Source organism: Ensifer sp. 2TAB8 (genome assembly GCF_052115125.1).
GTDB lineage: Bacteria > Pseudomonadota > Alphaproteobacteria > Rhizobiales > Rhizobiaceae > Ensifer.
Genome location: NZ_JBFRGB010000004.1, coordinates 146,437 through 161,135, shown reverse-complemented (window position 1 = coordinate 161,135; position 14,699 = coordinate 146,437). Strand labels below are relative to the sequence as shown.

At 63.2% G+C, this 14,699-nt stretch carries 13 protein-coding genes; 8 read left to right on the top strand and 5 right to left on the bottom strand.

Translation table 11 applies throughout. The annotated features are described in order from the left end of the window. The first annotated feature begins 4 nt into the window (after positions 1-4). The 6 genes from AB4Z53_RS10320 to rbsK all read left to right on the top strand — a co-directional run bounded on the left by AB4Z53_RS10320 (position 5) and on the right by rbsK (position 8,034). A complete protein-coding gene (locus AB4Z53_RS10320) occupies positions 5-1,807 on the top strand; it encodes an aminopeptidase P family protein (protein ID WP_441595736.1) in 1,803 nt (600 codons plus the stop codon). 232 nt (positions 1,808-2,039) lie between these two features. Then, positions 2,040-2,771 carry a DeoR family transcriptional regulator gene (locus tag AB4Z53_RS10315; protein WP_441595828.1) on the top strand — a complete coding sequence of 244 codons (732 nt, stop codon included), beginning with the start codon at positions 2,040-2,042 and terminating at the stop codon, positions 2,769-2,771. Between the two features lie 161 nt (positions 2,772-2,932). Next, positions 2,933-3,946, top strand: a complete 1,014-nt coding sequence (gene deoC / locus AB4Z53_RS10310) for a deoxyribose-phosphate aldolase (protein ID WP_441595735.1) — start codon at positions 2,933-2,935, stop codon at positions 3,944-3,946. 5 nt (positions 3,947-3,951) lie between these two features. Continuing rightward, a complete protein-coding gene (locus AB4Z53_RS10305; protein WP_441595734.1) occupies positions 3,952-6,336 on the top strand; it encodes an aldehyde dehydrogenase family protein in 2,385 nt (794 codons plus the stop codon). 148 nt (positions 6,337-6,484) lie between these two features. Continuing rightward, on the top strand, positions 6,485-6,934 hold the full coding sequence (locus tag AB4Z53_RS10300; RefSeq protein WP_113535206.1) for an RbsD/FucU family protein: 450 nt from the start codon (positions 6,485-6,487) through the stop codon (positions 6,932-6,934). Positions 6,935-7,101: 167 nt separating this feature from the next. Continuing rightward, a complete protein-coding gene (gene rbsK / locus AB4Z53_RS10295; protein WP_441595733.1) occupies positions 7,102-8,034 on the top strand; it encodes a ribokinase in 933 nt (310 codons plus the stop codon). Positions 8,035-8,146: 112 nt separating this feature from the next. Here rbsK and AB4Z53_RS10290 read toward each other — a convergent pair whose 3' ends face one another. From AB4Z53_RS10290 to AB4Z53_RS10270, 5 genes are all read right to left on the bottom strand, one after another. Next, complete coding sequence (locus AB4Z53_RS10290; RefSeq protein ID WP_113535204.1) at positions 8,147-8,653, bottom strand: GAF domain-containing protein; 507 nt, start codon at positions 8,651-8,653, stop codon at positions 8,147-8,149. A gap of 75 nt (positions 8,654-8,728) precedes the next feature. Then, complete coding sequence (locus tag AB4Z53_RS10285) at positions 8,729-9,469, bottom strand: ABC transporter ATP-binding protein (protein WP_441595732.1); 741 nt, start codon at positions 9,467-9,469, stop codon at positions 8,729-8,731. Beyond that, positions 9,466-10,299 (bottom strand): ABC transporter ATP-binding protein, encoded by an 834-nt coding sequence (locus AB4Z53_RS10280; protein ID WP_441595731.1) that lies wholly within the window; start codon positions 10,297-10,299, stop codon positions 9,466-9,468. Before AB4Z53_RS10280 ends, AB4Z53_RS10285 begins: the two co-directional genes overlap by 4 nt. Beyond that, positions 10,299-11,204 (bottom strand): ABC transporter permease, encoded by a 906-nt coding sequence (locus AB4Z53_RS10275; RefSeq protein WP_113535203.1) that lies wholly within the window; start codon positions 11,202-11,204, stop codon positions 10,299-10,301. The genes AB4Z53_RS10280 and AB4Z53_RS10275 overlap by 1 nt, the downstream gene beginning before the upstream one ends. A gap of 12 nt (positions 11,205-11,216) precedes the next feature. Beyond that, positions 11,217-12,206: an ABC transporter permease gene (locus AB4Z53_RS10270; protein ID WP_113535202.1), complete on the bottom strand. Its 990-nt coding sequence runs from the start codon at positions 12,204-12,206 to the stop codon at positions 11,217-11,219. Positions 12,207-12,404: 198 nt separating this feature from the next. Here AB4Z53_RS10270 and AB4Z53_RS10265 point away from each other — a divergent pair, with 198 nt between their 5' ends. After that, the gene (locus AB4Z53_RS10265; RefSeq protein WP_223728704.1) at positions 12,405-13,088 is read left to right on the top strand and encodes a helix-turn-helix domain-containing protein; all 684 of its coding nucleotides are present in this window, start codon (positions 12,405-12,407) and stop codon (positions 13,086-13,088) included. Between the two features lie 10 nt (positions 13,089-13,098). Next, positions 13,099-14,688 carry an ABC transporter substrate-binding protein gene (locus AB4Z53_RS10260; RefSeq protein WP_441595730.1) on the top strand — a complete coding sequence of 530 codons (1,590 nt, stop codon included), beginning with the start codon at positions 13,099-13,101 and terminating at the stop codon, positions 14,686-14,688. Positions 14,689-14,699: the final 11 nt, after the last annotated feature.

Below are 14,699 nucleotides of genomic sequence, written 5' to 3'. Positions count from 1 at the left end.
CATCATGGATACGAGAGCAAGGCCGGATATGTCCGGCCGGATTGGCGCGCTGCGGCGCAAGCTTGCGGAGACCGGGCTCGACGGCTACGTCGTGCCGCGCTTCGACGAACATCAGGGCGAATACTGCGCGCCACATGACCATCGCCTGGCCTTCGTCACTGGATTCACCGGTTCAGCCGGAGTGGCGATCGTCATGCGCGACCGTGCAGCGATCTTCGTCGACGGCCGTTACCAGGTGCAGGTGCGCGACGAAGTGGATCTCGGGACCTTCGCGATCGAGCATTTCTATGACGCACCGCTCAAGGATTGGCTGAAGAACAATCTGCGCAAGGGCGAGCGTGTCGGCTTTAACGCCATGCTTTTGCCCTCCACCTGGGATGCGGACTGCAGCCGCTCGGTTGAGCAGGCGGGTGGCGTCTGGACGTCCGTCGACGAAGACCTTGTCGACGCGATCTGGACCGACCAGCCGGAAAAGCCGCTCGGCAAGATCATGGCCTTCCCGGTCGCCTATTCCGGCGAAAGCGTTGCCGAGAAGAGGAGCCGCATCGCCGCCATGCTGGCGGAGCAGGGGGCCGATCTCCTGATCGAGGCGCAGCCCGACAACATCGCCTGGTTCCTCAATGTCCGTGGCCGGGACGTCGCTTTCAACCCGATGCCACAATCCTTCCTGATTTTCGACCGCGCCGGGCAGACGGAATGGCTGGTCGATCATCGCAAGCTCCCGAACGATCTCTCCGATTTCGAGCTCGACGGTGTCGCGATGGCCGAGCCCGGACAACTGCTTGCACGCGTCAAGGCGGTGGCGGCCGGACGAACGGCGCTGATCGATCCCGGTTTTGCCCCTTCGGCGACAGCCCATGCGACCCGCACCGCCGGCGGCACGGTGCAGCTTGCGAAAAGCCCCATCACGCTTGCCAAGATGCACAAGAACACGACCGAGCTTGCGGGCTTCCGTGACTGCCACCGTCTGGATGGTGCTGCCTGGATACGCTTCTTCGCCTGGCTCGAGCGGCACGCCCTGGAGCGGGATGCGAGTGGCAAACCCGTTACCGAACTCGAGGCGGAGGAGCGCATCCTTGCCTACCGCACGATGGCAGAAAGCTTCGTCGAGCCGAGCTTCCGTTCGATCTCGGCGGCAGGCGGCCACGCTGCGATGTGTCACTATGCGGCGACCGAGAAGAGCAATGGCCTGATCCGCAAGGGCAGCATTTATCTGCTCGACTCCGGTGGGCAGTACCTGACCGGCACCACCGATGCCACGCGCACGACCGCGATCGGCCCTGTCGATGACGAGATCCGGCGCGCGTACACCGCTGTTCTCAAGGGACTGATCTCCATGGTGTCGCTCAAGTTCCCAAAGGGAACCTTCGGCCACCAGCTCGACGCCTTTGCCCGCCGTCCGCTCTGGGACCTCGGGCTCGACTATGACCACGGCACCGGCCATGGGGTCGGTCACTTTCTCTCGGTCCACGAACAGCCGCAACGTTTCGATCGGCGCGTCAACGAGATCGAGCTTACGCCCGGCATGGTGACGACGATCGAGCCCGGCTATTACAAGGCCGGCGCCTACGGCATCCGCATCGAGAACCAGGTCGAGGTGGTGGACGACGGCGACGGGTTCCTGAGCTTCCGGAGCCTGACGCTGGTGCCGATCGACCTGCGGCTGGCCGATCTCGGTCTGCTGACCGTGGCAGAGCGCTGGTGGATCGACGCCTATCATCGTCGGGTCGCGCAGGAACTGGACGGCTTGCTTGAGCCGGAGACGGTGGGCTGGCTTGCCGAGAGGACGGCGCCGATCAGCGCGTGATAGCGTCTCGGCCGCTTCTTTGCGCGGATTGGCATGACTTCAGTGGAGCGGCGGGCCGGTTGGCCCGCCGTTGTCATTTCTTGGCGATCGGTTCTGTGGCGGCGCTCTCGGCACGACGGTCGCTTTCAATCAATGTGACTCCTCTTGCTTGGAGAAGAGTGTTTGTGATATTTTTCACAAAATCTGTTCGCACCGCGTAAGGCTGCAGAACACGTCGGACACGGAAGAAATCATGGTCAGCCGCAAGACAGCCCGCATCATCCAGCTCGCAGATGCTCTTTCAGGGCGGAGAGTCCTGCACTTGCGCGACGCCGCGGCCCTGCTCGGCGTCTCTGAAATGACCATTCGCCGTGATGTCGCCGACAATCCCGGCCAGTTCGCCTTTCTCGGCGGGCACATCGTGCCGGCGACCGAGATCGAAGGGGACGCGCCATATGAACTCGCGCGCGAAGCCGATAGTCACGCCGCCGCCAAGCGGGATGCCTGCGTCCACGCTGCCCGCCACATCCGCCCGGACGAAACGATCTTCATCGATTGCGGCACAACGCTCGAATATCTCGTCGATCTTATTCCAGAGAATTATTCAATAACTGCGGTATGTTACTCGCTAAACGTTGCGGGAAAACTGACCCACAAACCGAACGTGCGGATCGTCATGCTGGGCGGCGTATATCACCCGGCCTCGGCATCCTTCTCCGGTAATTCCGGGCTGGAGACACTCGATTCGCTCGGGATCAATGTCGCCTTCCTTTCAGCGGCTGGGGTCGACCCCGGTCGCGGCGCGACCTGCGTCCATTTCCATGAGGTGGCTGTGAAGCAAAAGGTCATCTCGCTCGCGCGCGAAAGCCATCTCGTCGTCGACCTCAGCAAAATCGGCAAGTTGAAGCCGGCATTCTTTGCTCCGGTCAGGGCTTTCCGCTCGGTTATCACCGAAGAAGGCGAGACAGAGATACCAGGCCTCTAGCCCGTGATTGGGCGAGTGACGACCAATCACGGTCGCGGCTTCCCTTGACACGCTGATGGTTTGATGGAATAGTCACAAAAATCGGTAGAAAAATAACAAATTTGATTATCCCGGCGAGTGCGCCTTGAATGTGCGTCAGTGCCGCGACAGGGAGTTCTCACTTGGAAGACCTTGCTGTGAAAGCCGGCGCGTCGAAAGCAGCGCATTTGCCGGCGTCGGGCCATAATTGGCCGCGCAACGATGGTATCGATCTGGATCTTGGTTGGGTGCTCGGCCAGCGCGTCAACCTGTCGGCAGCCGAGCGCCGCGTCGCGACATTGCCGGGCCGTCGCACCGTCAAGAAGGATGCGCAGGCCGCCTGGCTGCTGAAAGCCGTCACCTGCATCGACCTCACGACCCTCAATGGCGACGACACGACGGAGCGCGTCAAGCGCCTCTGCGCCAAGGCGCGTCAGCCCGTGCGCCAGGATCTGCTCGAAGCCATGGGCATGGGCGGTCGCGGCATCACCACAGGCGCGGTCTGCGTCTATCACCGTTTCGTTTCGACGGCTGTCGAGGCACTGGAAGGTTCCGGTATTCCGGTTGCGGCCGTCTCCACCGGTTTTCCAGCTGGTCTCATCCCGCATGACGTGAAGCTGCGGGAGATCGAGGCGTCGGTTGCCGACGGCGCCAAGGAAATCGACATTGTCATTACCCGCGAGCACGTGCTGACCGGCAACTGGCAGGCGCTCTATGACGAGATGCGTGACTTCCGCGCCGCCTGTGGCGACGCCCATGTGAAGGCGATCCTGGCGACAGGTGACCTGAAGACGCTGCGCAATGTCGCGCGCGCCTCGCTCGTCTGCATGATGGCCGGCGCCGATTTCATCAAGACCTCGACCGGCAAGGAAGGCGTCAACGCCACGCTGCTGGTGACGCTCATCATGCTGCGCATGATCCGCGCCTACCAGGAGCGGACCGGCCTGAAAGTCGGCTACAAGCCGGCCGGCGGCATCTCGGCTGCCAAGGATATCCTGAACTACCAGTTCCTGATGAAGGACGAGCTCGGCCGTGAATGGCTCGAACCGGACCTCTTCCGCATCGGCGCATCGAGCCTGCTCGCCGATATCGAGCGCCAGCTCGAACATCACGTTACCGGCGCCTACTCGGCCCTCAACCGTCACCCGATTGGATGATCCCGATGACTGTCGCAAGGTATTTTGACGAAATGTCCTATGGTCCAGCACCCGAGGCCGACACCGAAGCCCGTCAGTGGCTGGCGCGCCACAAGGGCGAATTCGGCCACTTCATTAATGGCGCCTTCGTTGCCTCCGCGTCCGGCAAGACCTTTGAGACCAACGAGCCGGCAACCGGCAAGCTGCTTGCAAAGGTAGCACTCGGTGGTGCCAAGGACGTCGACGATGCGGTCGCCGCTGCCCGCAAGGCGCAAGGCCCCTGGGCAAAGCTGCCGGGCCATGCCCGCGCCCGCCATCTCTATGCACTCGCCCGCATGATCCAGCGCCACGCGCGCCTGATCGCGGTCGTCGAGGCGATCGACAACGGTAAGCCGATCCGCGAGACCCGCGATATCGACGTGCCGCTCGCCGCTCGCCACTTCTATCACCATGCAGGCTGGGCGCAGCTGCAGGAAACCGAGTTTGCCGATCAGCTGCCGGTCGGCGTCGTCGGTCAGGTCATTCCGTGGAACTTCCCGTTCCTGATGCTGGCCTGGAAGGTCGCGCCCGCTCTAGCGCTCGGCAACACCGTCATCCTGAAGCCGGCGGAATTCACGCCGCTGACGGCGCTGCTCTTTGCCGAACTCGCGGCTGCCGCAGGTCTTCCGGCCGGCGTGCTCAACGTCGTCACAGGCGAAGGCGAAACCGGCGCGCTGATCGTTGAGCACTCGGACATCGACAAGATCGCCTTTACCGGCTCGACCGAGGTCGGCCGCCTCATTCGTGAGCGCACCGCCGGCACCGGTAAGTCGCTGACGCTCGAACTTGGCGGCAAGTCGCCCTTCATCGTTTTTGAAGATGCCGATATCGACGGCGCAGTCGAAGGTGTGGTTGACGCCATCTGGTTCAACCAGGGCCAGGTCTGCTGCGCCGGGTCGCGCATTCTCGTTCAGGAAGGCGTGGCACCCCTGTTCTACGAGCGGCTGAAGCGCCGCATGCAGACGCTGCGCGTCGGTCATCCGCTCGACAAGGCGATCGACATGGCGGCGATCGTCGCGCCGGTGCAGCTGCACCGGATCGAAAGCCTGGTCGCCAAGGGTGTCGCCGAAGGTGCGGCCCTGCATCAGCCGAAGATCGAACTGCCGAAGGGCGGCAGCTTCTATCCGCCGACCCTGCTTACCGGCGTTCAGCCCACCTCGATCGTTGCGACCGAAGAGATCTTCGGCCCCGTCGCCGTCTCCATGACCTTCCGCACCCCGGAAGAGGCGATCCAGCTTGCCAACCACACGCGCTACGGCCTTGCCGCCAGTGTCTGGAGCGAGACCATCGGCCTGGCATTGCATGTCGCAGCCAAGCTCGCCGCCGGCGTCATCTGGGTCAATGCGACCAACCTCTTCGATGCATCTGCCGGTTTCGGCGGCAAGCGCGAGTCTGGCTTCGGCCGCGAGGGCGGCCGCGAGGGGTGCTACGAATATCTGAAGCCGAAGGCTTGGGCCGGCCGCAAGCTGCGCCCCGCGGTCGCTGAACCGACATTGAAGCCGGCCGTCGGCGATTTCGCCATGCCGGATGTCGACCGCACCGCCAAGCTCTTCATCGGCGGCAAGCAGGCGCGGCCGGATGGCAACTATAACCGCAACGTGCTTTCGCCCAAGGGCAAGGTGCTTGGCGAAGTCGGCGAGGGCAACCGCAAGGACATCCGCAATGCGGTTGTGGCAGCGCAAGCCGCATCCGCCTGGTCGTCGGCAACGACGCACAATCGTGCGCAGATCCTCTATTACATCGCCGAGAATCTGAGCGGCCGTGCCGAGGAGTTCGCCGACCGTATTGCCGACATGACCGGCGCGTCTGTGGCGAACGCCAAGGCAGAAGTCGAAGCCTCGATCGCGCGTCTCTTCACCTATGGCGCCTGGGCGGACAAGTACGAGGGCGCGATCCACCAGCCGCCGCTTCGCGGCGTAGCACTTGCGATACCCGAGGCGATCGGCGTCGTCGGTGTGGTCTGCCCGCCGGAAGCGCCGCTGCTCGGTATGATCAGCCTGGTTGCGCCGCTGATCGCCACCGGTAACCGCGTCGTCGTGGTGCCGAGCGAGCAGCATCCGTTGGCCGCGACCGATTTTTACACGGTTCTGGAAACGTCCGACGTTCCGGCCGGCGTCGTCAACATCGTCACCGGCTCGACGATCGAACTGGCAAAGACGCTCGCAAGCCACAACGACGTGGATGCGCTCTGGGCTTTCGGTTCGGCGGAACTCTCGACCCTCGTCGAGAAGCTCTCGGTCGGCAACCTGAAGCGCACCTTCGTCGACTACGGCAAGGCGACGAACTGGCTGGATCGGGAGGCGGCAGAAGGCCCGGCCTATCTGCGTCGCGCCACCGACGTCAAAAACATCTGGATCCCCTACGGCGAATAGGGAATTCTCCCCTGCGGGCCGAAGGGAGTCGGCCCGCGTTTCGGGGTTCAATCGTGAAGTTGGGTTCCGGCCGCAGCACCTTGCGTCTCTGAAGACGCGATAGGTGTGTCTGCAGGCCGAAGCGCCAATGTGCTGGGAGGAGGAGTGCATGCTCAAGAATATCGATCCGGCCCTCAATGCCGATGTACTACATGCGCTTCGGTCCATGGGACACGCCGACACGCTGGCGATCGTCGACACGAATTTCCCGGCGGATGCGATTGCCCGCAAGTCGGTGATCGGCAAATTGTTGCGGATCGACAACGTCTCGGCGGCGCGCGCCATGGAGGCGGTTCTCTCGGTTCTGCCGCTGGATACGCCTTTGCAGCCGTCCGTCGGCCGGATGGAGGTGATGGGTGCACCGGATGAGCTTCCGGCGGTGCAGCGGGAGGTCCAGGCCGTGGTCGACAAGGCGGAAGGCAAGTCGGCGCCCCTCTACGGCATCGAGCGGTTTGCCTTTTACGAGGAAGCCAAGAAGACCTATTGCGTCATCGTCACAGGAGAAACCCGGTTCTACGGCTGCTTCCTCCTCACCAAGGGCGTCATCCCACCCGCCTAAACCACGGTGAATTGGGGTACGGGCGGAAGCTGCCAGGCTCTTCTTCAACCCGCTCCGCTGAGGCTTTCGACGTGAGCCGCTGCGCCGTTTTCAATCCATTGCATCTCGCGCAGCCGTTGATCCGCTTGCGCGTCGTCTCAGAGCTTTTCGGGAGAGGGTACCAGACGATGAAGGTTGGCGTTTCGATATTGGGGATATTCGTGGCCGACACCGCCTACATGGCGCGTCGTATGCCTGCCATCGGAGAGACGATCATCGGCAGCGGCTTTTCCGTCGGCCCGGGCGGCAAGGGCTCGAACCAGGCAGTTGCTGCCGCGCGTGCCGGCAGTCCGGTGACCTTCATATCGCGGCTGGGGCACGACACTTTCGGCGACATGGCACTACGCACCTATGCCGAAGCGGGCGTCACGACGAAGATCGTGCAGATGGACGACCTTCCGACGGGCGCGGCCTTCATCTACGTCAACGATCAGAATGGTGAAAACGCGATCATCGTTTATCCCGGCGCTGCTGGCGCGATCGATGTGGGTGATGTCGAGGCGGCGCGTGAGACGATCGAAGCGTCGCGGGTTTTCGTGACCCAGCTCGAACAGCCGGCTGCGGCTGCGCAAAGGGCGCTCGAGATCGCGCGCGCGGCTGGTGTGACCACGGTCTTCAATCCCGCGCCGGCCGAGCCATTCTCGGAATCGATCTATCCGCTCTCGGACTACTTCGTTCCCAATGAGACCGAGGCTGCGGCAATCGTCGGCTTCTCGCTTTCTTCGCACGATGACATCACCCGTGCCGGTGATGCGCTGCTTGCCAGAGGGGTCAAGGCGGCTCTGATCACGCTCGGGGCGCGCGGCGTGCTCTATCACACCCGTGAGCAATCGGTTCTCGTTCCGGCAATGGCGCCAGGGCCGGTAATCGACACGACCGGGGCAGGGGATGCCTTCGTCGGCGGCTTTTCGGCAGCGTTGGCGCGGGGCTTGGCGCCCGTTGACGCCGTGCGCTTTGGCTGCGCGACGGCGGGCATTGCAGTCACGCGCCGCGGCACGGCACCGGCCATGCCGACGCTCGCCGAGATCGAGGCTTTTCTCGCCCAAAGCGCGGCGGCCTGACCTTACAGGCAAATAAGCAAAGCCGCCCGCGGGTGACGGGCGGCTTCGAGCAGATCGAGGAAGGCACTGGGTGCTTCCTGCGCAAATGCGTACTCTCAAATGCAGGGAAAGCTCAGGTCCGCTCGGCGCGGGCGGCGGCGAGGAAGGCGAGCTTCGCCGGCATTTCCAGATGCTTGGAGAGCGCTACGCGCTCCGGCGTATAGTGGTGCTCAACGTCGAGGCAGTTGACCGTGCCGAGCAGCTCGCCTCCGACGACAACCGGGATGTTGGCGACCGAACCGCAGCCCAGCGACCAGATGGTTTCGTGATCGCCGAAGACCTTGGAGATGTCGACGATGGTGTTGGCGACAAAGGTCTGGTGCGCCTTGTGCACGATGTCGAACCAGCTGTCATAGCGGATCGGCTTGGTACCGGAGGTCGGGTACTCCTCAGGGTGCGAGGTGTAGGCGCGGCGGGCGACTTCGTTGACCATGTCGACGGTCATGATGGTGAAGAGCTTGGCGCCGATCACCTGGCGGCAAAGCGTCTGCAATGCGGTCCATACCGCATCGGCATCGGTGGTCTTGGCAATGGCCGCGTCGAATTCCGCCAGCGCGGCAGCGATCTGTTCACTGTTCATGCTATGTCCTTGGGGTTACTCGATATTTAGAATGGGACGTGGACGGGATATCGCCCGCGTTTTCCTTGTCCCATCCTAGTTGGCATGCGCGGCGCTGATCTGCATCAGCTCACGCGAATAGGGATCCTTGAGGTCGCCGCGCTTGAGGTCGGCGACATCGGCAATCTCGACGATACGGCCCTGGCGCATGACGGCGAGGCGATCGCAGAGGAAGGAGACGACGGCCAGGTTGTGGGTGACCATCAGGAACGTGAGGTTCTGTTCGCGCCGCAGACGCTTCAACAGGTTGAGGATTTCTGCCTGGACCGAGACGTCGAGCGCCGACGTCGGCTCGTCGAGCAAAAGCACTTTCGGCTTCAGCATCAGCGCCCGGGCAATCGCCACGCGCTGGCGCTGGCCGCCCGAGAGCTGGTGCGGAAAGCGGAAGCGGAACTTGCGATCGAGGCCGACCGAGGTCATGACCTCCTCGATGCGGGCGTTGCGATCGCCGATGCCGTGGATCGTCAGCGCTTCGCCGAGCGTGGCATCGACGGTCTTGCGCGGATGCAGCGAGCCGTAGGGGTCCTGAAACACCATCTGGCATTGGCGTGAGAAGGCGCGGTCAATGCCGTGGCTGCGCGGCGAGCCGAGCACGGTGATCTCGCCTGACCATTCCGGCGCGAGGCCGGCGATCGCCTTCAGCACGGTCGATTTTCCCGAGCCGCTTTCGCCGACAAGCGCAAAGCTCTCGCCGTCGGCAATGTCGAGATTGACATCGTGGGTGATCTGCACGTCGCCGTAGGAGATGTCGAGGTTCTTGAGAGAGAGCGCGGTCATGCCTTGGCCCATGCGCTGCGGTCGAGCACCGGCAGCTCGTCCCGTGTTTCATCGAGGCGCGGAATGGAGGCGATAAGCCCGCGCGTATAGGGGTGCTTGGCCGCCATCAGCTCGCCGGCCTTGCACTCTTCGACCACCTCGCCGGTGTTCATGACGAGGATGCGGTCGCAATAGCTGGAAACGAGGTTGAGGTCGTGGCTGATGAAGATCAGCCCCATGCCCTTGCGTTTGACCAGTTCGTCGATGATGTCTAGCACCTGGGCCTGGACGGAAACGTCGAGCGCCGAGGTCGGCTCGTCGGCGATCAAAAGGTCGGGCTCCGGGATCAGCATCATCGCAATCATCACGCGCTGGCCCATGCCACCGGAGACTTCGTGCGGATAGAGCTTGGCGACGCGCTCCGGATCGGCGATGCGCACCGATTCCAGCATGGTGAGCACGCGGGCGTTGACCTCGCGGCGCGGCAGTTTCTGGTGCGTCAGCAGCGCTTCGGCAATCTGTTCGCCAATGGTCATGACCGGGTTTAGCGAGAACTTCGGGTCCTGCATCACCATGGAGATACGGGCGCCGCGGATGGCGCGCATCTGCCGCTCGGACTGCTTCAGAAGGTCAATGCCGTCGAAGACGAGCTTGTCGGCCGTGACGCGACCCGGCGCCCGGATGAGCTGCAGGATCGAACGGCCGGTCATCGACTTGCCCGAACCGCTTTCGCCGACGATGCCGAGGCGTTCGCGACCGAGGGTAAAGGAGATGCCGCGCACGACATCAAGGTCGCCACGGGGCGTCGGGAATGTGACGCGCAGATTTTCGACTTCGAGAAGCTTTGTCATCAGCGCTGCTCCCCGCTCTTCGGATCCAGTACGTCGCGCAGGCCATCGCCCAGGAAGCAGAAGCCGAGGCTGACGAGAATGATGGCAAAGCCGGGCATGGTCGCGACCCACCATTGGTCAAGGATGAACGAGCGGCCGCGTGAGATCATCGCGCCCCATTCGGGCAGCGGCGGTTGGGCGCCGAGGCCGATGAAGCCGAGACCAGCGGCCGTCAGGATAATGCCGGCCATGTCGAGCGTGACGCGGACAATCATCGAGGAGGTGCAGAGCGGCAGCACGTGGCCGAGGTTGACGCGCAGGCTCGAAGCGCCGAGCAGGCGAACGGCCGAGATGAATTCGGAGTTCTTGAAGGTCAGCGTTTCTGCACGGGCGACGCGGGCATAGCCGGGCCAGGAGGTGATGGCGATCGCGATGATCGCATTCTCGATGCCGGGGCCGAGTGCTGCGACGAAGGCGAGTGCCAGGATGAGCTTCGGCAGCGACAGGAAGATGTCGGTGATGCCCATGAGGATACGGTCGACCCACCCGCCGAAATATCCGGCGGCGACGCCGATCACCAAGCCCGCCGGAGCCGCGAGCACGGCGACCAGCGTGACAATGGCGAGCGTGATGCGTGCGCCGTAGACGACGCGCGACCAGATATCGCGGCCGAGTTCGTCGGTTCCCATCCAGTGGGCGGCGCTTGGCGGCAGAAGGCGTTCGCCGAGCGACTGGCGCAACGGATCATGTGTCGCCAGCCACGGGGCGAAAAGAGCCGTCAGCACCAAGGCTGCGATGATGATCGCGCCGACAACGGCCAGCGGATTGCGCATGAGAGCGCCGAAGATGCGATAGAAACGCCCCAGGCGTGCCTGCATAGGCGAGGCGGGGCTGTCGTCGATCAGCCAGTCGCGAAGTGTGGTCATGTCCGCCTCCTCCTAGCGTGCACGCGGATCGAGCACGCGATAGAGCACGTCCGAAATCTTGTTGATGCCGATGAAGACCGCGCCGATGACGAGGGTCGAGCCGAGCACGGCCGACATGTCGGCGTTGAGCAGGGCCACGGTCAGGTAGTTGCCGATGCCGGGCCAGGAGAAGATCGTCTCGATCATCACGGAGCCTTCGAGCAGGCCGGCGTAGGACAGGCCGATGACGGTGATCAACGGCACGCGGATCGGCCGGAAGGCGTGGCGCCAGATGACGAGGCGCTCCGGCACGCCCTTGACGCGGGCGGTGGTGACATATTCCTGGCTCAGCTGGTCGAGCATGAACGAGCGTGTCATGCGAGCGATATAGGCGAGCGAGAAGAAGCCGAGGCAGGACGCCGGCAGGATCAGGTGCCAGACGGCGTTGCGGAAGATCTCCCATTCGCCGGCGATAATGCTGTCGACAAGGATCAGGCCGGTCACCGGCGTCACCATGCCGTCATAAAAGATGTCGACGCGGCCGGGGCCGCCGACCCATTTCAGCCGGGCATAGAAAATCGCGAGGCCGACGAGGCCAAGCCAGAAGGCCGGCACGGAATAGCCGAGCAGGCCGACGACGCGGATGCCCTGGTCGAGCCAGGAACCTCGACGGGCGGCGGCAAAAACACCGAGCGGCACGCCGATCAGCACGCCGAGGATGATGCCGAGCGTCGCCATTTCCAACGTGGCCGGGAAGACGCGGGCAAGGTCTTCGAGAACCGGCCTGCCGGTTGAGACCGAGGTTCCGAAATTGCCCGTTGCGACATCGCCGACATAGCGGACGAACTGGGTAATCAGCGGCTGGTCGAGCCCCATTTCCTGGCGCACACGCTCATAGACAGCGACGGGTGCACGGTCGCCAACGACGGCCAGAACCGGGTCGATCGGCACGATACGGCCGATAAAGAAGGTGATCGCGAGCAAGCCGATGAAGGTTATCGCGAGCGTAACCAGGAAGCCCATCAAAGAGAAAAGGCGCTGCCGTGTCCGGCTTGGCCGAGCGGCGCGACGTACAGGCGCTGCTGCTGTGGTGCTGTCGTTTGCCACGTGGCGATTCCATCCCTCTTCGCTTGCGGTCTGTCCTGTCGATAGCGCAAAAAATCGCTTGGAGTATATAAATAAGTTTGCTTAAATCAAAAAAATTTTACTGGGAGGGAATGGGTGAGCGATCCGTCGGAGGAGGCAGACGCAACGTCCGGAAAATCTGGCGGGGCAGGGCAGCCCAAGGTCGGCGCGCTGGTGCGCACGCGCCGGCGGCAGATGCACATGACCTTGCAGACGCTGAGCGACGCGTCCGGCGTTTCTGTCGGCTATCTCAGCCAGATCGAGCGCGATCTGGCGATGCCTTCGCTTGGTACGCTTGCGCAGATTGCCCAGGGGCTCGGAGCCGAACTCAACCATTTCATCCTGGCGCCGGCGATCGATACCGGCCTCTCGCGGGCCGAGGGGCGCATGGTGTTTTCGGTCGGAGGCTCGCCCGTATCCTATGAGCGGATCGGCGCCGACTTCGCCGGCAACCAGCTTTCCAGCTTCGTCATTACCATTCCGCCGGGGCATCGCTCCGAGGTCTTCAGCCACGAGGGCGAGGAGCTCGTCTACATGCTTGAGGGGGAGATCCTCTTCGGCCTCGACGGCGACGACACCACGCTTTCCCCGGGCGATGGCCTGCATTTCCGCGGCATCCAGCCCCACTACTGGTGGAACAAGACGGACACCCCGGTGCGACTGATCTGGACCGGCACCCTGCCGCTCTTCCGGCCGCGCGCCTTCCAATCCAACGAGACCGGCACGCCGCAATCGGCGCTGAAGCCGGCACCGACAAAAACCAAGCCTCATCGAAAATAGGAGAATGATGATGAGAATGTTCAAGGCCGCGGTCTTCGCGGCGTCCCTGATGATGAGCGTAGCGCCGGCGGCGCTCGCCGAAACGCCGGCGGAAGTGCTGGTCGTTGCACAGAACATCGATGACATCGTCAGCATCGACCCGGCCGAAGCCTATGAGTTTTCCTCCGGCGAATACGTCACCCAGACCTACGACCGCCTGGTGCAGTACGATGCGCCCGACGTGAAGAAGCTGGCGCCGGGCCTCGCCTCCGAATGGACGGCTGACGATGCCGCCAAGACGATCACTTTCACGCTGCGCGATGGCGTCACCTTCTCCTCCGGCAATCCGCTGCGCGGCGAAGACGTCGTCTATTCCTTCAAGCGCGTCGTCGTTCTCAACAAGGCCCCGGCCTTCATCCTGACGCAGCTCGGTTGGACGCCGGAGAACATCGACAAGATGGTGACCGCCGAAGGCAACAAGGTCACGATCAAGTATGAAGGCGACTTCTCGTCGGCCTTCGTTCTGAACGTTCTCGCCGCCCGCCCGGCCTCGGTCATCGATGCGGAGACCGTCAAGGCCAACGAAGCCGACGGCGACTTCGGTAATGCCTGGCTCAAGGCGAACTCGGCCGGTACCGGTCCGTTCGTGCTGAAGGCGTTCCGCGCCGGCGAACTCCTGAACCTCCAGAGCAACCCCAACTACTTCGGTGGCGCTCCGGCGATCAAGGGCGTCATCATCCGTCACGTAGCTGAAGCCGCCACCCAGCAGCTGCTGCTCCAGACCGGCGACGTCGACATGGCCAAGAACCTGACGCCGGACCAGGTGTCGGGCCTTCAGGGCAAGGACGGCATGAAGGTCGAATCCTACCCGCAGGCCGCCGTGCACTTCCTCTCCTTCAACCAGAAGGATGCAGCACTTCAGCCGGAAGCCGTCTGGGAAGCCGCCCGCTACCTCGTCGATTACAAGGGCATGACCGACAGCTTCCTCAAGGGGCAGATGGAAGTACACCAGGCATTCTGGCCGAAGGGCTTCCCGGGTTCGCTCGACGAGACCCCCTACAGCTACGATGTCGAAAAGGCCAAGAAGATCCTGGCCGATGCCGGCATCAAGACGCCGATCAAGGTAACCCTCGACGTCATCAACTCTACGCCGTTCACCGATATGGCGCAGTCGCTGCAGGCATCCTTCGCAGAAGCCGGCATCAACTTCGAGATCATCCCGGGCACGGGCAGCCAGGTCATCACCAAATACCGTGCGCGCACCCACGAAGCGATGCTGCTCTATTGGGGCCCGGACTTCATGGACCCGCATTCGAACGCCAAGGCCTTCGCCTACAACGAAGACAACGCTGACGACAAGTATCAGTCGACGACCACCTGGCGCAACGGCTGGGCCGTCCCGGCCGAACTGAATGAAGCGACCAAGGCAGCCCTGAAGGAAGCCGATCCGGCCAAGCGCGACGCGCTTTACGTCGACCTGCAGCGCAAGGTGCAGGAAAAGTCGCCGATCGTCATCATGTTCCAGGCAGCGACCCAGGTCGCGATGAAGGACAAGGTCGAAGGCTACGTCAACGGCGCCATCTCGGACTACGTCTTCTACCGCCTGGTGAAGAAGAACTGATCGTCTGGTGA

What these genes read in the sequence shown, in the direction of transcription:
- AB4Z53_RS10320 (WP_441595736.1), top strand. Translation starts at nt 5, where the DNA reads ATGGATACGAGAGCAAGGCCGGATATGTCCGGCCGGATTGGCGCGCTG.
- AB4Z53_RS10315 (WP_441595828.1), top strand. Translation starts at nt 2,040, where the DNA reads ATGGTCAGCCGCAAGACAGCCCGCATCATCCAGCTCGCAGATGCTCTT.
- AB4Z53_RS10305 (WP_441595734.1), top strand. Translation starts at nt 3,952, where the DNA reads ATGACTGTCGCAAGGTATTTTGACGAAATGTCCTATGGTCCAGCACCC.
- AB4Z53_RS10300 (WP_113535206.1), top strand. Translation starts at nt 6,485, where the DNA reads ATGCTCAAGAATATCGATCCGGCCCTCAATGCCGATGTACTACATGCG.
- rbsK (WP_441595733.1), top strand. Translation starts at nt 7,102, where the DNA reads ATGAAGGTTGGCGTTTCGATATTGGGGATATTCGTGGCCGACACCGCC.
- AB4Z53_RS10290 (WP_113535204.1), bottom strand. Translation starts at nt 8,653, where the DNA reads ATGAACAGTGAACAGATCGCTGCCGCGCTGGCGGAATTCGACGCGGCC.
- AB4Z53_RS10285 (WP_441595732.1), bottom strand. Translation starts at nt 9,469, where the DNA reads ATGACCGCGCTCTCTCTCAAGAACCTCGACATCTCCTACGGCGACGTG.
- AB4Z53_RS10280 (WP_441595731.1), bottom strand. Translation starts at nt 10,299, where the DNA reads ATGACAAAGCTTCTCGAAGTCGAAAATCTGCGCGTCACATTCCCGACG.
- AB4Z53_RS10275 (WP_113535203.1), bottom strand. Translation starts at nt 11,204, where the DNA reads ATGACCACACTTCGCGACTGGCTGATCGACGACAGCCCCGCCTCGCCT.
- AB4Z53_RS10270 (WP_113535202.1), bottom strand. Translation starts at nt 12,206, where the DNA reads ATGGGCTTCCTGGTTACGCTCGCGATAACCTTCATCGGCTTGCTCGCG.
- AB4Z53_RS10260 (WP_441595730.1), top strand. Translation starts at nt 13,099, where the DNA reads ATGAGAATGTTCAAGGCCGCGGTCTTCGCGGCGTCCCTGATGATGAGC.